This is a genomic window from Rhizobium sp. P28RR-XV (assembly GCF_012641385.1).
Classification (GTDB): domain Bacteria; phylum Pseudomonadota; class Alphaproteobacteria; order Rhizobiales; family Rhizobiaceae; genus Rhizobium.
Genome location: NZ_JABAIG010000003.1, coordinates 399,903 through 417,560, shown reverse-complemented (window position 1 = coordinate 417,560; position 17,658 = coordinate 399,903). Strand labels below are relative to the sequence as shown.

Below are 17,658 nucleotides of genomic sequence, written 5' to 3'. Positions count from 1 at the left end.
TTTTCAAGACATGATCAATACGTTGCGCTGTCTTACGATCTCTATCGCTTTTATATTCTCAGGCCCGGCTATTGCCACTCCAATAGCTGCTGCGGATGTAAATAGCGCCTCCATGGCGTCTATACAGATCGAAGCGCCGAGCGAGAAGCCAAAGAAGCCTGATGCAGCGGTCGTCAAGCTTCAGGTCCTGCTGGATCGAGCCGGTTCTTCTCCTGGCGCTATCGACGGTTACATCGGAGAGAACCTCAGCAAAGCAATTGCGGGATTTGAAGCTTTGCAGCGGCTTCCCGTCGATGGAAAACTCGATCCAGAGATACTTGGGCGGCTTGAGGATCAGGTTCCCGTCATCCAGGCGTATGCCATAACGGCCGATGACGGGAAGGATCTGGTGAAGAGCATTCCCAGGGACTATGCCGAGCAGGCCAAGATGGATCATCTCGGTTATACCAGCATCGCCGAGAAGTTAGCCGAACGTTTCCACATGAGCATCGCTCTTCTGAAAGCGCTCAATCCGACCGCGTCTTTCGTCCCCGGTGAAACAATCATGGTTGCGATCCCTGGCGAGGCAAAGACCGGCATAGTGAAGCGGATCGAGGTTCACAGAAAGTTGGGCCAGATATTCGCTTTTGCGGAAGACGGGGCGTTGCTGTCGGTCTACCCAGCCACTATCGGCAGCGAGGAAACGCCCTCCCCCTCAGGCACGCACAAGGTCAAGGGCGTCGCTCGATTGCCGCCATACACCTACAATCCGAAGATCAATTTTCAGCAGGGTCACAACAAGAGGATCCTGAAGCTGCCAAGCGGGCCGAACAATCCTGTCGGCACGGTCTGGATTGATTTGACCGAGCCCACTTATGGCATCCACGGAACGCCGGAACCAGAACTTATCGGCAAAGTCGGCTCTCATGGATGCGTCCGCCTGACAAACTGGGATGTGGAAGAGCTGGCAAGGATGGTAAAGCCGGGCGTGGTCGTTGAATTTGTCGATTGACCACCGGCCAGAAGCCGCATCGGGCAATTGCCGGCGGATGTCGTTACTCGCGAGGCAGAAAAATCGGATCGTTCGTCGGCCGGAACTGACCCTCGGGCGACAGGCCAAAGCCTACGTCAGCATCAGCCATCGTGCGCTCGATTTCAGAGAGGTACCCAATCTCGTACCCAGGATTTTCAATGCAAGCCGTCCGATACAACTCGGCCATATTTGCGCCGCGATCGGTGAAGAATGCTGACGCAAAGCGGATGAGGAAATTAAGGGCGGGCAAATAATCTTTCTGCTACCGCCGAGATTTCCGGTTTCCGTTAGGTCGTCGTTCAGCAAAGCAGCGCACAATTACGATTTCTGGATCCGAGCGCATGGCAGGCAGGCTTGTGGGGCGGACGGACCGCCGAAATCGCCGTTGCCGATAGCGGCACATGCGGATCCGGTATATTTTTACAGGAGATTTAATTTCGTGCGGTTGAGATATGCCCTTCGAAGCGTCGCCCAGATGCTCAGCCTTTGCTCTCTTACCATCATCATCCCTTCAACATCGCAATCTCTTGCCGCCGAGCGCCAGTCAGATCTTCCGGCGTGGCTGAACGCCTATGTCGGCGAAGGCGACGGTCAGATTGCCCGACCGATTTTGCAAAGGGCGCGCGCGCTCTACATGCAGAAGACAAGCGAAGGCAAGGTCAGCAACCCTTGCTATTTCGCGATGGATGCAACCCGCCCGAACAATCCGGCTGACGGCAAGTCGGCGGGCCGTTTCTACATCGTCTGCGAAGCGACCCAAGCGTTCCGCGTGGTTTCATCGGGCCACGGCAGCGGCCGCGATCTCAAGGGCGTCGTCGACTTCGGCAATGGCCGGATGTGCGCCAAGAACTTCGGCAACGCGATGGATTCGAACCTGACGGCAGGCGGCTCCTATATGACGGAAGAAACGAAAACGACCTTCAAGGGTTACTATCGGGTTTCCCAGACCAAGGATGCCGCTTTCCTTCGCACCTTCGTGCAGTTCGACGGCGTTGGCGAAACCGCCAATGCACGCGCCCGGGCGATCGGCGGCCATGCCGCTGCAAAGGTTGCCGGCATCTGCATGAAGAAGGATCCGCAAAGCCCCTATGCCAATCGCGACGGATACGTTCCGCTCGGAAAGCTGGTGGAATATGCCGGCGGCCGCAGCGACGGCTGCACGAGCTGGTCGGCATCGGATGCCAATCAGATCATCTCCATGGTGAAGGACAATCCGACGACGCTCTACATCTATCCGGAATCCTCGGACATCAAGGCAGTCGCCAAGGCCGTTGCAGCCGGCCGCTCTCCCGCGCAGTCCGGATTGTATTGGAACGAGTCCTGCCTGAAGGAAATCGGTACTCCGAAATTTTGGCCGAAGGAAACCCTGGAGCCGATCATCGTCCAATACAAGAACGATCATCCGGCACCGCCGTCCCGGCCGATCCCGATTTGCGATCAGCAATGAACCCGGCATAGGCGCAGGCGCGGAAATACAGAGCTCGGGATCGGTAACCACAGGCATGGCCCGGTCCCGTCCTCCTGTTTGGAGGCTATTGGGCTTGTCGACGAACAGCATATGTCCATTATGCGGCTTTGCACGGCTACATGCGTAGCGGCACAAAAGGCTGATATAGCTTCCGGCAACGAATTTATTTCAATGAAATCAATCTTCTAGCGAGCGGGGAAATTCAGTCAAAACGATCGAATTCGTGAAGGGACATACCCTTAGTGCCAGCAGACTTCTGTATTTTTATGCCCTTTTTGCCGACAAATGTCCACCCTTTCCGACTCCATAGTTATAGCTCCGGTATGCTCTCCTTCAGAGATCCCATTCGGGACAATTTATCGTTCGCTGCGGAGGCGGGAGCTGTCCGGAGCCATACGTAACGTCAGGGTTAATTTGCCGCGATACAAACGAGAACAAGCTAAGCGATCTTCCGCATGGTTGGGGCCATATTCGCCCGTAGAAGGCTCATGAGCATGGGACCGATGGCAAACTCTCCTTTCTCCGTTCGCCGCGTCAGATCACGAAGATAGCCGCCGGCGGAGTTGATGTGGGAGCCACGTTGGAGAATGCAGGCGATGACGGTCGCGGCGTTTTCTGCACCCATCGCCAGGCAGGCCTCCCCGTAGGCTCCCGGACTGATATCGAGCATCGATTTGACGACGAGCGAAGCCGTAAGCAGATCGCGCCAGCTCTTGATCTGTCCGGTTGGGCCATAGGCGGCAATTTCCGGGCATGCTCGCAGAACGAGGTCAAGCGGGAAGGACTTCAATTCTATTCCTGTGCCAGTTTCGGAGCGGCTGTTGTCGGGTATGCAGGACACTGGCTTCCGGGCTTTAGCGGCTACGGAGACGTTTACGGTAGCCGGAGTTGTCCTCGGAATGGAGACATGTGGGGTGGCGTTTCCCGTTGATGCGGCTTCAGATTCAATTTGGGATTCGGAGTCTGAATTCTGTATGTGCCGCTCATTTTGATAGGGATTGGCGCTTAGTTTCGCAGTTTCTGCATGTGTTTCTAATCGGTTGACGATTTCGCCACGCAGACGTCCGAGCTTCTCCAGCAGCGTTTCCAGCTGTACGGTGTTTGGCGAACGCGGAAGGTCATCGATGAGCGCGCGGAAGCCTGCATGGACCGCTTCCCAGGGAGCCTCTATGTTCTCTGCGATGGCGGTTTCGATGAGCTTGGCGATGTCACGCCGGTGGAGGCTGATGCGTTCCCGCAGACCCTGCATGTGCAATCGCTCGGCTACGACCTGGGCCGCAAGATGCTCGATCTCCTCGGCGCGGGAGAGGAGAGGCACCAAGGAGAAGCCATAGACGTCATTGAGGTCCCCTGCCCTGCTCCGCCGAGCATAGCGCTTGCCGTTGGGGCTATCCTTGCGGATAAGCAGCCCGGCGGCGATCAGCACGGCGAGGTGACGGCGGATTGTCTGTTCCGCCATGCCATGCGCGCGCAGCGACAATTGCGCGTTTGAGGGAAACACGATCAGGTTGGCGTCATCCGAGAGTTCGTTCTTCGGATAGAAGCTCAAGAGTGCATTCAGTACGGCCAGCGCTCGATCCGTCACGCCCAACAGGGGCTTGGCTTCGCAGAGCGCACGATAAATCTTCCATTTGTCGACGGACCTGACGGACTTTCCATGTTCGGCTCTTCTTTGAGCTATCAACATGGCAAGCGTCATTGGCCGCCGCCCAAAAGGCGTCGTCACATGTTCGGCTTCCATTTTCTTTCACCTACGTTGTGGCAAAAGAAATCTGCTCACCAAAACGATGCCAAAGACTCTTGACTGTGATTCGGGGAAATGCGATTCTCGATTTGCTTAAGATCAGAGAAGGGCTTCCACGACGGCGTCGTTTGGGGGCCTTTTTCTTTTGCGGGTTACGTATCCTTTCCTTCCTGGAACTCGTTGAAGAGAGATTGCAGCCTCTCCTGTACGAATTGATCGAAACCGGGTGCGACCTTGCTATCGAAAACAAAGGTTGCACGTGCCGGCGTTCGCTTAAATGTTACCGGAACCCCGGCTATTGATGATGGCGCAACCGCCGCCTTGCTGGATGCGGGCTTGCCGATTGCAAGAGCCATTGCCTGCTGGAAACGCTCGTCACTGGAGAGCCGACGATAGTTGTCCGCGGACAACTCCGTGACGATCGATTCCGCGGCAGCGCTTTCGAGACGGTCTCCCAGCTCCAGCCAGCGCCTGCGGCCGATCTCTGGAGCAGGGCCGATCGCGCTGATGAGAGCGAGAGGCACTTGTCTGGTAACGATGAGCATCTTCGAGAGAGCAGCCTTGTCCACGCCGAGCGCCGCCATGATGACATCGCGACCGAAACCCCGCTGCTCGAGGCGCAACGCGAACAGCGCTCGCTCGATATAGGACAGGTTCGTGCGGGCACTGTTTTCCTGACCCTGGCTGACCACCAGCTGATCGTCGGTGAGCTCACGCACGACGGCGCGCACCTTGATGCCGAGCTCTTTTGTCGCCGCCAGTCGACGATGGCCGTAGGCGACCTGAAAACGCCCGCGGGATTCGGGATGCGGACGCACGAGGATCGGTACTTGCTGACCATGTTCGCGTATCTGCTCGACAAGCTGAGCAAGCTCGACCGGATCTATTTCGAGACGATCGGTAACGAACGACCCATCGATAAGCTCGGGATCGATATCGACGACCGTCTGACCTTCCGCCAGCTGCCGTTCGAGATCGCTGGCTCGCTCCATCTTCTCCGTGATATTTCCGAGCGTCCTGGTGATGCCGCCCACTGGAGCCGAGCCTCTTGCCTGTGGCAGAAAGCCGGCGATCGGACGATGGTCCTTCGCGGCCGGCGCCTCCGGACGGCTTGTGTTCGGCGCTGAGATTTCAAGAAGGTTTTTGCGCGCCATCTATTTATTTCCTTCCCCAGGTTAGGCGGACATGCGTCTCGATCTCGCCGTTGACGAGATTGAGCGAATCCAGAGCGCGGTCGTAGGTGCCCCTGGTGAACTGGGCACGCTCGACCTCGTAGAGGGTCTGCTTGGTGACGCCGGCATCGGCAACGGCCGTCGACTTGACCATCGCGTTGTGGAGCATGCGGTTGCCGAAGATCGCCTTCATGAAACCGGTCATCTGGCTTTGCGGTCCGTCGTTTGGCTCGAAGCGTGTGACGAGGTAGCGCATCCAGTCATAACTGGTGCGTCCCCCTGCTTTCTCGACAACGGACATGAGCTCGCTGGTCATCGTCAGAAACTGCGACATGGACATAACGTCGAGCATCTGCGGATGCACCGTGATGAGGATCGATGTCGCGGCGCAGAGCGCCGACATGGTCAGAAAGCCGAGTTGCGGCGGGCAATCGATGACCACCACATCGTAGAAACTTTCGATCTCGGTCAGGACTTCGCCGATGCGGGCAAAGAACATCGTCTCGGCCCTGCCCGCCGCCATTGCGCGCGGCGTCTCGTGCTCGAATTCCATGAGCTCGAGATTTCCGGGGATCAGATGCAGATTTGGCGTATAGGTCGAACGAACGATATCGGTAATCGGGCGAGGGCCTTCATAACGGATGGCGCCGTAGAGCGTTTCGTTTTCACCGACGTCGATCTCGGGCTGGTGCCCGAACAATGCGGATAGGGATGCCTGCGGATCGAGGTCGATGGCAAGTACGCGGTAGCCTCTCAGCGCCAGATATTGCGCGAGGTGGGCCGCGGTGGTCGTCTTGCCGGAACCGCCCTTGAAATTCATCACCGAGATGATCTGCAGCTTTTCGGTCCCTCGGCGCCAGGGCACATATTTCGGCGTTCCGTTTCGTTCGTCGAGAACCCTGCGGATCCGATCCATGTCTTCGGCCGTGTAAAGCCGCCGCCCGTTGGCAAGCGGATCCGGCCCATGGCCTTCGGCTGCTATCTGGCGGAGATAACCTTCCCCAATGCCGATAAATGCTGCGGCCTCAGCCGGCGAAAACATCCGCATCGTTTTCTGTGACTGAGGCGGAAAGAGCTTTGCCTGATGTTGCTGGAGCTGGTAAGACAGCTCTTGCGCATCTGTTGCCAGAAGCGTTGGTAGATGCTCTTGATCGTCTTGGAGCACGAGACTCGGCTGCATAGTTGTTTTCCCAATTAACTGCGCAATTGTGACGGAATGCCGCTGAACTACGCAGTTATAATATGCTCCGATTCGTGTCCGTTTTACAAATGCTTAAACAAAAGGCAGGTTTTGGCGGCTTTTTGCGCATCGACAGGGCGCCGTTCAGTTTGAGCGCCGAGGTTTGCTCCCTTAATATTCTTGCCGTTTGCGCTCTTGTTGGAATGGGCGGGGCTTTTACGCAGCCTTCGGCGAAGGTGTAGTCCGCGGACTACTGACGCCATACGGTCTATTGCGCCAGCATGGCAATTGGGACTGAGGAGAGGGGAGGGTCTCTTGAAAGATCGGTAGTCCGCGGACTACATCGATCGACCCTCGCGGTGAACAACTATTCGACGCTCATCCAGGCTGATGGCATTCGAAGCGGCAGCGCGCGGTAGGTTCACAGGGACGTAAATGGGACTGCCGGGATGTGGCGCACCACTCGGCGCCTCAACGGGCGACGCGATCCGAGCGCTTGCTGCCGCCGAGAAGGGATGCCCTAATTAGCTCTGCCTTGCTCAAGGCTGGCGGTGACGACGGATTTGGTTCGTCATGATGGGGGCTCGTCTTGGCCTGTGTCTGGCGAAGCGCGATCAGGCGCTGCTGTGCGGCAAGCCTGTCTTCGGCCGAAAGTGGCTCAGCCGGATTGCCGGCGAGATCGTGTCGCATTGACTCCGGCTGCGCGCAGGCCTGGTAATATCGCTTCGAATGGAGAAATGCGCTGGTGGCGCGACGAAGCGACATGACCGGCACGTCGGGCTTCAGCAGAGGGCGGATTTCATTCCAAAGGCCGAGCGCGAAAGGACGGATCGTGTCGCCGGCTTTGATGGGCAGGATATCGATGGGGCGAAGCAAGAGCGCATTGATTGCGGCCGCCTTTTTAACATCGAGGTCGGTCGCAATGATCGGCTCGCGATCGGTCGTCCAGGGTTCTTCCATGAAATCGTTCCTCTGCGTGCAAATCCATTACGGATTGATTGTGAAGCGATTTTGACGAGACGGCAAAGAAATCCGCCTGCGTCTTCTCGCCTCATGCCAACCTGCCGACCATATATGAGGTGGTGTCTCTCACAGCAAGTTTTGGTTAACGGGATTTTTATGATTGAGAGGATAGCTTGCGTCGAGCCGCGAGAAGTACCGGGTACGCGGCGCACCTTTCTCTTGAAATCGGCAGTCCATAAGAACCGAGCTTCGCTTGCGCGGGTGCGCGTCAGTCCTTGTCTTTCGCTCCTTTTTAATATGACGGCTGGCCTGCGACAGGAATACGGAAGATCCGATACCGCGGTTGGCGGTCACGATTGATCGACTGCTGGAGGCTTCTTCGCCGCTTCACCCGATCTTGATGCGAAGTGCATCTTCGACCAGCTCCATCGACTTTCAGGCATGCTATCTCTCGGAAACGGCATCGGCCAATGCGCAGACTATCACGCTGTTTCCGCCGTCACCCTTGCTGCAGAGGCTCGTCCTTGAGGAATGCCGACGATCCGTGCTCGAAGGCGTTCTGATAGGTCTTCCATGGACCTGAGTTGGGAAGGAATATCCGGTGGCGGCCACTATTTGGGCTGGATCTATCATGGAGCAGCAATGCACCGATCGGTAGGGTAGGGGCGCTAATGGCTTCTCCGGCTACAGCAGTGTCGAGGCTCCGAAGGCAAGCAAGGATGAAGTCACGCGGGACGCGCGTGCAGGATCAAGCTGCTTTATGCCAAGGCGCCGTCGCTGCGCAGGGGCAATGTCGAAAAATCTGAAGATAGCGACAATAGCCGACTTGGCGGCGGGTCATCGTCGCGATACACATAGCAGCGCAGTCGCGAGAAATATCCGTCCGCGATATCCATGGGAGCTGCAGTCAAGCGCGCAGTAATGGCGGAAGCGAAGTGCGAGATAGCTTCAATTAAATGAAGCATTAACCATGATCTCAAGCTATTGCTCAGCTCGATATTTGGCTGCTTAGGGTCAACTACGCGCGTGCGCGGCGCAAGAGGCGATAGAGCCTGTCTTCACGGCCCATGGAGCGGGCGGCCTCCGGCTCATCCCCCGGTTGGAATGCTGAGGCCGACCTTGATCCTATCCCTGGCGACAAAGGTTCGGAAGCGCTTGACGTTGTTGTTGCCGAAGAAGAGGCGCCGTGGCAGCGCTTCGTAATCGGCCATCGACGGCACGACGATGACGAGAATGAAATCCGCTTCTCCGGTCACATAATAGCATTGCTGTATTTCAGGCGCCGCGGAGAATGCCTTCTTGGCCTCTTCGATTTGCTCCGCCGTCTCGCTGATGACCTCGACCTCGACGAAGATGGTGATCGCCTGGCCGGCCGCTGCGGGATCGATGACCGCGACATTCGCGCGGATGCTTCTTCCGTCATGCGCTTGATGCGCCTTTGCACGGCCGGTGCCGACAGATTGACCATCTCGCCACGTTCCGGGATGTTTCGTTTTCCTCGGCAACGGGAAGGATTCGGCGCCGTTGCACAATCCGAATTACGATTTCGACGACGAGGGCCTGATCCATGGCGCGGGCTTCCACGCGGCCATCGTCCGCAGGCAGCTTGCGGAAATGACCAGGGCGGTCCCGACGGTTCGCGGAAAGGATAGCGCCGGCTTGACTTCAGGCTGGCAAAGCGCCGTTGATTTACCTGGCAGGCCCCTTTATTTCTCACGCTGAAAGAAGAGGTCAGCTAGCCATGGATAATGAAACAAGCCTCCGAAACGAGCGCAAGCGCGGCTCCGGCGTGAAGGTGGTCTATGATATCCTGCGGGACGAGATTCTGGATCTTGAATTACCGCCTGGCAGCCCCATCGACGAAGTGCAACTTTCCGAACGTTTCGGCATGTCGCGCACGCCAATCCGTGAAGCGCTGGTGCGGCTTGCGGGCGAGGGGCTGATCGATACGCTGCCCAATCGTTCGACCATGGTGTCCCAGATCGATTTTCTCAACATGCACAGCTATTTCGATGCGCTGGTGCTCATGTATCGGGTCACGACGCAACTTGCGGCGAAGTATCATCGGCCGGAGGATCTGGAAATAGTGCGCGCGCTCCAGACTGATTTCGCCGATGCCGTCGAGGCGCAGGATGCGCTCGCTATGATCTCCACCAACGCCGCGCTGCATCTTGCGATTGCCGAGTCCGGCCGCAATTCCTATTTCACCAGCCTTTTCTCGCGTCTGTTGAACGAGGGCCGGCGCATCCTTCGCCTCTACTATCAATCCTACAATGACCGCCTGCCGCGCCGCTTCGTCGAGGAGCACGATGAAATCATTGACGCCGTCGCAGCGCGCGATATCGAGCTTGCCGAGCGGCTGGCGCGCGAACACGCGGAACAGATCGTCGCCCAGATCCAGAAATTGCTGGTGCGCGGAGATCGCCTCGACGTACGGCTCTAGTTGCATATTTCTTGTCGACAAAATAAATACAAAGATATATCAATGCTGCAAAGACGGTAAGGCGCGGCGGCGGATGCGGCTGGGCTGGTTGCCGATCCACCCTAAAGCCAAAAGGATAGACAGATGAAATCCAGCGTTTTCTCCGGCGTGATCCCGGCGCTCATGACCCCGTGCAAGCCCGATCGCAGCCCTGATTTCGATGCGCTCGTGCGCAAGGGCAAGCAGCTCATCGCCGAAGGCATGTCGGCGGTCGTCTATTGCGGCTCGATGGGCGATTGGCCGCTTCTGACGGACGCGCTACGCATGGAGGGCGTCGAGCGGCTGGTCAAGGCGGGCGTGCCAGTCATCGTCGGCACCGGCGCCGTCAATACGGCATCGGCCGTGGCCCACGCCGCCCATGCCCAGAAGGTCGGCGCAAAGGGGTTGATGGTCATCCCCCGCGTGCTGTCGCGCGGCTCGGTGATCGCTGCCCAGAAGGCGCATTTCAAGGCCATCCTGTCGGCCGCCCCCGATCTTCCGGCCGTCATCTACAACAGCCCCTATTATGGCTTTGCCACGCGCGCCGACCTGTTCTTCGCACTGCGCGCCGAACATGCCAATCTCGTCGGCTTCAAGGAGTTCGGCGGTCCGGCCGACATGCGCTATGCCGCCGAGAATATCACCAGCCGCGACGATGACGTGTCGCTGATGATCGGTGTCGACACGGCCGTGTTCCACGGCTTCGTCAACTGCGGCGCGACGGGCGCCATCACCGGCATCGGCAATGTTCTGCCCAGGCAAGTCATTCATCTCTGCAATCTCGCCCAGGCGGCGGCTGCCGGCGATGCCGATGCACGTCAGCGCGCGCTTGAGCTCGAGCAGGCGCTCGCCGTCCTGTCGTCCTTCGATGAAGGTCCGGATCTCGTTCTCTTCTTCAAGCACATGATGGTGCTGAAGGGAGACAAGGAATACGAGCTGCATTTCAACGAAACCGACGTCTTGAACGACAGCCAGCGCGGATATGTCGAGGCGCAGTTCACGCTGTTCAACACCTGGTACGCGGAGTGGAGCAAGCTTCCGGGCGCCGTGGAAAAGTACAAGGCCTGAGGCCGCCGCCACAGCTTAGGCTTGAAATGCGAGAGGCCCTTTGCGGGCCTCTTTTTGTTATCTTATGCGGGATTTCATCCGCGTCTCGACGTGTCACTCAACCCACGGCATCGAGGCCGAGTTCCTGCAGGTGGTCGAGCTGGCGGATTTCCTCGGTGGTCAGCGGGATGCCATCCTTTTCCGCACGGGCGCGGGCGGCGAAGCGACGCTGCGAGGGTAGACGCGCACCCTGGCCGGCGATCGCCTCGAACAGCATTTCGGCGCGGACGAGCGGATTTCCAGGCCGGCCTGCCGCGAAAGCCTCCGGCGAGAAGGCGACAATAAGTTCGCCGTGCCGCGGGGCAAAGGCCGTCGAACCGAGATAGTCGAGCGCTTCGCGGCTGGTGAAATCGCCGATCATGACACCGGCCAGAAGCTCGATCATGGTGCCGATCGCCGAACCCTTGTGACCTCCGAACGGCAGCATTGCGCCGGCCAGCGCCGCTTCCGGATCCGTGGTCGGTTGGCCATCAGCATCGATCGCCCAGCCCTCCGGAAGAGACTTGCCAGCGCGCCGATGCAGTTCAATCTCGCCGCGCGCGGCAACCGAAGTCGCAAAGTCGAAGACATAAGGCGGATTGTCGATGCGTGGCCAGCCGAAGGCGAAGGGGTTGGTTCCGAGGAGCGGCGCGGTGCCGCCGGCCGGCGCCACCGTGGAATAGCTCGGGCACATGGCGAAGGCGGCAAGGCCTCGATCCGTCAGCGCCTCCACCTCCGGCCATAGGGCGGCGAAGTGCGTGCAGTCGTTGATGGCGAGCGCGGCAATACCGAAGCGGCGAGCCTGATCGGCAAGCACCGACATGCCGAGCTCGAAGGCCGCGTTGGAAAAGCCGCTCTTGGCGTCCACCCGTACGATGGCGGAGTGATCGTGTTGTTCCAGCACCGGCACCGCATCCGGCCGCGCCTTGCCGGCTTTCACCGCGCGCAACACGCCTTCAATGCGGTAGATGCCGTGGGATTTGCAGGCATCGCGCTCGCCGGCGACGATGACCCGCGCGATCGCGCCGGCCTGCTGCGCATTGAAGCCGGCCTTCGAAAGGATTGCCACGACGCGGCTTTGCAGCGCATCAGGCGTCAGGGTGGTGACGTCGGTCAATTTCGGTTCTCCCATGTTATGCTCGCTTGCATCATAGACTTGGAAAGTATAAATACAAAAAGAATACAAAAAATCGACATACAAGCCATGTCGAGCCGTCGGGCATGTTGGTGCTATCTGCGCTTGATCCATACCGGGAGGAGGGATGACCGTGAACTGCGTGACGCATGAAATGGCGTTTGCCCGCGATATCTTGGATCGCGCCGCCTATTTCCATCAAGGCGTCATGGCCGAGATCGGCAAGCCGGAGCAGATTTTTGGCGCACCGCAGCATTTCGGAGCGCAGAAATTTCTCGCGAGCGTCCATTGATGACGAGACCGGATGTTATCGTCATCGGGGCCGGGGTGGTCGGCCTTTCCGCCGCGATTGCGGCCCAGTCACGTGGCCTTTCCGTCGTCGTGGTGGACCGTGAGGGACCAGCCGCAGGCGCCTCCGCCGGGAATGCCGGCGCCTTCGCCTTCACGGATATCCTGCCGTTGGCGTCACCCGGCATTTTGAGGAAGGCGCCGAAATGGCTCCTCGATCCCCTTGGGCCGCTGTCGGTGCCGCCTGCCTATGCGCTGCAGATTGCGCCCTGGATGTTCCGGTTCTGGCGTGCATGCCAGCCGTCGCGCGTTGCCCATTCCACGGCAGCGCAGACAAGCCTGATGGATCTTTCCAAGGCGGAGCTCGAGCCTTTCCTTGCCGCGACCGATACACTCTCGATGCTACGCAAGGAGGGCAATCTCCAAGTCTATGAAAGCGAGGCGGAATTCCGCGCTTCCTTGCCCGGTTGGGAGGTGCGTCGCAATCACGGTATCGAATTCCAGCATCTGAAAGCCGACGGGATAGGGGCGATCCAGCCGGGGCTTGCGTCACGCTTCATCCTCGGGACATTCACGCCCGGTTGGTATTCCATTGCGGATCCCAAGCTCTACACATTGGCGCTGGCCGGACATTTTCGCAGCCGCGGCGGCGTTATCGACACGGCGGAGATTGCGGCGCTCCGTGCAATCCCGAGCGGTGTCGACGTGGTGGCGACGGATGGAAGGCTGCGCCAGGCCGGCAAGGTCGTTCTGGCCGCCGGCGCCTTCTCACATCGCATAGCCAAAACGCTCGGCGAGCATATCCCGCTCGAAACCGAACGCGGTTACAATACCACGCTTCCCGCCGATGCCTTCGATCTGCGCACGCAAATAACCTTTGGCGGCCATGGCTTCGTCGTCAGCAAGCTCTCGACCGGTATCCGTGTCGGGGGTGCGGTGGAGCTCGGCGGGCTGGCGCTGCCGCCGAATTTTCGCCGGTCCGAAGCCATGCTGCAGAAGGCCCGCACCTTCCTTTCCGGTCTCAAGCCGGAGGGTGGCATGCAATGGATGGGTTTCCGGCCGTCACTGCCCGACAGCCTGCCCGCCATCGGCCGTGCCAAGGCGACACGGGATGTGATCTATGCCTTCGGCCATGGCCATCTCGGCTTGACACAGTCGGCAGGCACGGCACGCCTCGTCGCCGACCTCCTGACGGAGCGGACCACGGCGATCGATCTCACGCCATTCTCGCCGCAGCGCTTCTGACGCAAACAGGCACTCCGACGCGGATTTTCGCATCGGCGTCCATGTCCCATTCGCGTGCAGGCATGCGATACCGCCGCTTCACCGCCTCCTCGCCAAGCAAAGCCTCTGGCCGAATTTCCTGCGCCGATATTAGTCGGCTCGCGGGGTTGGCTGCAGGAAAAAGCGCTCATAGCTGGTAAACGGCGGGCTAGACGACGGTTTCGCCGCCGTCGACGACAAGAATCTGTCCTGTCATATAGGATGATCGGTCCGAGACGAGGAAAAGGATCGGCTCGGCAATTTCCGAAACATCGGCCCAGCGTCCGAGCGGTACCTTTTCGGCAATATAGTCTTCGATGGCACCGCGTCCGCCCATCTGCGCAATGAACGGTGCGTTGAACGGCGTGTCGACCCAGCCGGGGCAAAGCGCGTTGACTCGGATGCCGAACCGCGCATAATCGCCAGCCATCTGCCTGGTCATGGCAATGACCGCGTGCTTGGAGGTGGTATAGGCGATCATCTCGCGGTCATAGAGCACGCCCGAAGACGACGAGGTGTTGAGGATGACGCCCTTGCCCGCTTTCTTCATGACCGGCATGACGAAACGCGAAGCCATAAAGTGCGCCCGGACGTTCAGGCTCCAGGACGTGTCGAAACCGGAAACTGCGACCTCCTCCAGATTGCCTGCGACCTGCGCGCCTGCATGATTGTGCAGGATATCGATGCGGCCATGCCGTGCTGCGATTGCGGCGATGCCGGCCCCGAGCGCCTGGTCGTCCATGACGTCGACGACGAGGCTTTCGGCGCTGTTGCCCGCTTCTACAATCCGGCTCACGGTCTCCTCGGCATTCGCCAAATCGATATCTGCGACGATCACATGCGCGCCTTCGCGCGCCATGATCTGCGCGCCGGCGCGGCCGATGCCGGAGCCGGCTCCGGTGACGATTGCGACCCGATCCTTGAGTATCATAATTTTTCCCTGGTCAGTTTGTCGTTGTCTTTTCGCGCATCAGGAAACGCGCGATGAGAATGAGGCAGAGCGATGCGATCAGCACCATGGTCGCAATCGCATTGATTTCCGGCGTGACGCCGCGGCGGATCGAGGCAAACACATAGATCGGCAGCGTCGTATTCGATCCCGCGACGAAGAAAGCGATGATGAAATCGTCGAAGGAAAAGGTGAAGGCGAGCAAAAAGCCGGCCAGGATCGATGGCATGATCTGCGGCAGCACGATCTGCCGGAAGGTGGTCAGAGGCGTGGCATAGAGATCGCTTGATGCCTCGACGATATCGCGGCCGAGGCTGGCAATGCGCGCCTTTACGATCATCGTCACCAGCGCCATGGTGAAAAGGCCGTGCGCCGCGATGATCGAGCCGTAGCCGAGCGCGAATTTCGGCGGCTGATCGCCTGGCCAGACGGCGGCGATCAGCGGGTTGATGACACCGAAGACCTCGACCAGCGCCACCAGCGTTGCAATGCCGATGACGACACCCGGCACGACGATCGCGGCGGCAAAGAGCCCGTCGAAAACGGCGCGGACGCGAGGACCGAGCCGCTCCAGGCCGATCGCCGCCATCGTGCCGAAGATTGCGGCGAGCGCTGCACTGGTAAAGGCGATGATAAGGCTGTTCTGCAACGCTTCCATCAGGAATGTGTTGGACAGCGCCCGCCCATACCACTGCGTCGAAAAGCCGGTGAACTCGCTCGCATTGCGGCCGGCATTGAAGGAGAACAAGACGACGAGCGCGATCGGTGCATACAGGAACACGTAGACGAAAGTGACGAGCGCGCGCATCAGACGAGATCCACCTGGCGGGTGCCGGCAACGCGCCAGGCGATGCGCATGGCAACTAGCAACACGATAACGACGACGGCAACGAGCGTCACGGCAATTGCCGATCCGAACGGCCAGTTGCGTGACTGCAGGAAGAGATCGACCAGCGCATTGCCGATGAAGAAGACCTTGCCGCCGCCAAGCAGCTGCGGGATCAGATATTCCCCGAGCAGCAGGATCGTCACCAGGGCCACGCCGGTCATAACGCCGGGCAAGGACAATGGCAGCGTAATGCCGAAGAAGGTCGAGACGGGTTTGGCGCCGAGATCGGCGGATGCCTCCAGCAGACGCCTGTCGAGCTTTTCGAGGCTGACATAGATCGGCATGATCATCAGCGGCAGGTAACCATAGACGATGCCGAGCAGCACGGCACCGGGTGTGTTGATGAACCTGACGTTCTCAATGCCGAGGAATTCGAGCAGATGCGGAATGCCGCGTGCGCCAAGCAGATACATCCAGGCATAGGTACGCACGAGCAGGCTGGTCCAGAAGGGAACGACAACGAGCGAAACCAGTAGCAGCCGGCGCTGCGGGCTTGCCTTGACCGCCAGATAGTAGGCGACCGGATAGGCAGCGAGCAAGCAGGCGGCCGCGCCGATCGGTGCAAGGATCAGCGTATTGATGAATGCAGCCGAGCGCGAGCCGAGATTGGCGAACTGCGCAAAAGTGAAGGCCGCCTGATAGCCGCCCTCCGGCGCGCGTTCGCCAAAGGCAAAGACGATGATGGCGATGAAGGGCAGCACCAGGAAGACGAACAGCCAGACGCTTGCCGGGCCGACAAGGGCAGCGGTGACGAGGCGCCGTTTGGTGGCAGGGGTAAGGGGCATCGAGAGGTTTTTATCCGCCGGTTCTAAACGCGAGGCCGGCCCCTCGCCGCCGAAGCGGCGGGGACCGGAGTGAGGCGAGGGCGATCAGGCCGACTTGAAACGTGCCATCAGTTCGGCGCGGCTCGGATCGGTAAGCGTGACGGCGGCGCCGAATTCCAGCGGCGTCAGTGCAGCCTCGTCCGGATAGACGATCTTGTTCGAGGTGATCTCCTTCGGCAGCAGCGCGATAACGCGGCTGTCGGTGGTCGGCGCGCCGTTGGCGATATGTTCCTTCACCGCGTTCTTCGGATCCATGAGATAGTTGAGAAGCGCGTAGCCGGCCGCCTTGTTCGGCGCATCCTTCGGGATGGCATAATAGTCGGTCCAGATCTCGCCGCCGTCCTTGCCGAGCACATAGTCAAGCTCGGGCATGTCGCGATTGAGCTGTGCGCCGTCATTGGTCCAGCACATCGTCAGCCAGGCGTCTGTCGAGCGCATGGACGGCTGGTAGTCGGAATTGATGGCGAAGAGATGCGGCTTGACCTTGATCAGCAATTCCTCGGCTTTGGCGAGCTCTTCCGGCTTGATCGAATTGAAGTCGTAGCCGAGGGAAACGAGCGCGCTGCCGATGGTCGTCAGCTGATAGTCATGGACCATGGCGCGGCCGTCGGCCTCCGTCTGCGCGATCTCGAAGAAATCCTTCCAGCTTGAAAGCTTGGTCTTGATCTTCTTCGTGTTGACGGAAAAGCCGGTCGTGCCCCAGTTTTTCGGCACGGCATAGGTTTTCCCGTCGATCTGGCCTTCTTTGGTAAAGCGTGGGCTTTCCGTCGTCTGGCGGAAGTTCGGGAGCTTCGAAAGGTCGAGTTCCTCGATGAGACCAAGCTTGTGATGGGTCGAAATCGTGTAATTCGTCGGCACGAAGAGCGACCAGCCGGAGGCACCTGCCTGCAGCTTCGCCAGCATTTCCTCGTTCGAGCCGAAGACGTTGACTTCGACGGCGACGCCGGTTGCCGCCTTGAAGTTCTCGAAGGTCGCGGGGTCGTGATAATTCGGCCAGGTTGCGATCGACATCTGCGTGCCGAGTTCGCCCGCGGCATAGGCCGGCGTCGACAGCGCGCCCGGGAAGCGCGACAGGACCACCGTCGCAAGACCGAGGCCGGTAATGTTGAGGAAATGACGACGGCTGACGGAGCCGCGCTTCAGGCGCATGAACTCGTCCATGAAGCCTTCGGCTGAAATCGGGAGATTGTCCTTATAATCCTTGCTCATGATGCTGTTCCCTTG

Annotated in this window: 16 protein-coding genes and 2 pseudogenes; 7 read left to right on the top strand and 11 right to left on the bottom strand. The window is 59.4% G+C overall.

The features are described from left to right. Positions 1-10 precede the first annotated feature (10 nt). Positions 11-991: a L,D-transpeptidase gene (locus HGP12_RS08815; protein WP_168839293.1), complete on the top strand. Its 981-nt coding sequence runs from the start codon at positions 11-13 to the stop codon at positions 989-991. Between the two features lie 43 nt (positions 992-1,034). On the opposite strand, the gene HGP12_RS08810 is transcribed toward HGP12_RS08815, so the two are convergent. Further along, the gene (locus tag HGP12_RS08810; protein ID WP_168839294.1) at positions 1,035-1,262 is read right to left on the bottom strand and encodes a hypothetical protein; all 228 of its coding nucleotides are present in this window, start codon (positions 1,260-1,262) and stop codon (positions 1,035-1,037) included. 189 nt (positions 1,263-1,451) lie between these two features. Here HGP12_RS08810 and HGP12_RS08805 point away from each other — a divergent pair, with 189 nt between their 5' ends. Continuing rightward, positions 1,452-2,459 carry a hypothetical protein gene (locus tag HGP12_RS08805; RefSeq protein ID WP_168839295.1) on the top strand — a complete coding sequence of 336 codons (1,008 nt, stop codon included), beginning with the start codon at positions 1,452-1,454 and terminating at the stop codon, positions 2,457-2,459. A gap of 460 nt (positions 2,460-2,919) precedes the next feature. On the opposite strand, the gene repC is transcribed toward HGP12_RS08805, so the two are convergent. The 5 genes from repC to HGP12_RS08780 all read right to left on the bottom strand — a co-directional run bounded on the left by repC (position 2,920) and on the right by HGP12_RS08780 (position 9,044). After that, a complete protein-coding gene (gene repC, locus HGP12_RS08800) occupies positions 2,920-4,221 on the bottom strand; it encodes a plasmid replication protein RepC (RefSeq protein WP_168839296.1) in 1,302 nt (433 codons plus the stop codon). Positions 4,222-4,376: 155 nt separating this feature from the next. Further along, positions 4,377-5,378 carry a plasmid partitioning protein RepB gene (gene repB / locus HGP12_RS08795; protein WP_168839297.1) on the bottom strand — a complete coding sequence of 334 codons (1,002 nt, stop codon included), beginning with the start codon at positions 5,376-5,378 and terminating at the stop codon, positions 4,377-4,379. 4 nt (positions 5,379-5,382) lie between these two features. Beyond that, complete coding sequence (repA, locus tag HGP12_RS08790) at positions 5,383-6,576, bottom strand: plasmid partitioning protein RepA (RefSeq protein WP_168839298.1); 1,194 nt, start codon at positions 6,574-6,576, stop codon at positions 5,383-5,385. Positions 6,577-7,047: 471 nt separating this feature from the next. Next, positions 7,048-7,536, bottom strand: coding sequence for a ProQ/FINO family protein (locus tag HGP12_RS08785; RefSeq protein WP_168839299.1), 489 nt, complete (start codon positions 7,534-7,536; stop codon positions 7,048-7,050). A gap of 1,091 nt (positions 7,537-8,627) precedes the next feature. Further along, on the bottom strand, positions 8,628-9,044 hold the full coding sequence (locus tag HGP12_RS08780) for an Lrp/AsnC family transcriptional regulator (RefSeq protein WP_409527204.1): 417 nt from the start codon (positions 9,042-9,044) through the stop codon (positions 8,628-8,630). Here HGP12_RS08780 and HGP12_RS33950 point away from each other — a divergent pair. The 3 genes and pseudogenes from HGP12_RS33950 to HGP12_RS08770 all read left to right on the top strand — a co-directional run. After that, positions 9,013-9,147, top strand: a pseudogene (locus HGP12_RS33950) (amidohydrolase); the annotation flags it as partial. The gene HGP12_RS08780 and the pseudogene HGP12_RS33950 sit on opposite strands and share 32 nt — an antisense overlap. Before the next feature lie 133 nt (positions 9,148-9,280). Next, entirely contained in the window at positions 9,281-9,982 is a 702-nt protein-coding gene (locus tag HGP12_RS08775; protein WP_168839300.1) for a GntR family transcriptional regulator, read from the top strand. 123 nt (positions 9,983-10,105) lie between these two features. Next, complete coding sequence (locus tag HGP12_RS08770; RefSeq protein WP_168839301.1) at positions 10,106-11,068, top strand: dihydrodipicolinate synthase family protein; 963 nt, start codon at positions 10,106-10,108, stop codon at positions 11,066-11,068. A gap of 97 nt (positions 11,069-11,165) precedes the next feature. On the opposite strand, the gene HGP12_RS08765 is transcribed toward HGP12_RS08770, so the two are convergent. Then, a complete protein-coding gene (locus tag HGP12_RS08765; protein ID WP_168839302.1) occupies positions 11,166-12,203 on the bottom strand; it encodes an Ldh family oxidoreductase in 1,038 nt (345 codons plus the stop codon). Positions 12,204-12,345: 142 nt separating this feature from the next. Here HGP12_RS08765 and glnQ point away from each other — a divergent pair. Together glnQ and HGP12_RS08755 are read left to right on the top strand one after the other, a co-directional pair. Next, positions 12,346-12,513: pseudogene (gene glnQ / locus HGP12_RS08760) on the top strand (glutamine ABC transporter ATP-binding protein GlnQ); the annotation flags it as partial. Next, positions 12,513-13,754, top strand: a complete 1,242-nt coding sequence (locus HGP12_RS08755; protein WP_168839303.1) for an FAD-binding oxidoreductase — start codon at positions 12,513-12,515, stop codon at positions 13,752-13,754. The pseudogene glnQ and the gene HGP12_RS08755, both read left to right, overlap by 1 nt. Positions 13,755-13,941: 187 nt before the next feature. On the opposite strand, the gene HGP12_RS08750 is transcribed toward HGP12_RS08755, so the two are convergent. From HGP12_RS08750 to HGP12_RS08735, 4 genes are all read right to left on the bottom strand, one after another. Beyond that, positions 13,942-14,703 carry an SDR family NAD(P)-dependent oxidoreductase gene (locus HGP12_RS08750; RefSeq protein ID WP_168839304.1) on the bottom strand — a complete coding sequence of 254 codons (762 nt, stop codon included), beginning with the start codon at positions 14,701-14,703 and terminating at the stop codon, positions 13,942-13,944. A gap of 13 nt (positions 14,704-14,716) precedes the next feature. After that, entirely contained in the window at positions 14,717-15,529 is an 813-nt protein-coding gene (locus HGP12_RS08745) for an ABC transporter permease (protein ID WP_168839305.1), read from the bottom strand. Further along, a complete protein-coding gene (locus tag HGP12_RS08740; RefSeq protein WP_168839306.1) occupies positions 15,529-16,395 on the bottom strand; it encodes an ABC transporter permease in 867 nt (288 codons plus the stop codon). Before HGP12_RS08740 ends, HGP12_RS08745 begins: the two co-directional genes overlap by 1 nt. A gap of 84 nt (positions 16,396-16,479) precedes the next feature. After that, positions 16,480-17,643 (bottom strand): spermidine/putrescine ABC transporter substrate-binding protein, encoded by a 1,164-nt coding sequence (locus HGP12_RS08735; RefSeq protein WP_168839307.1) that lies wholly within the window; start codon positions 17,641-17,643, stop codon positions 16,480-16,482. Between the last annotated feature and the right edge of the window lie 15 nt (positions 17,644-17,658).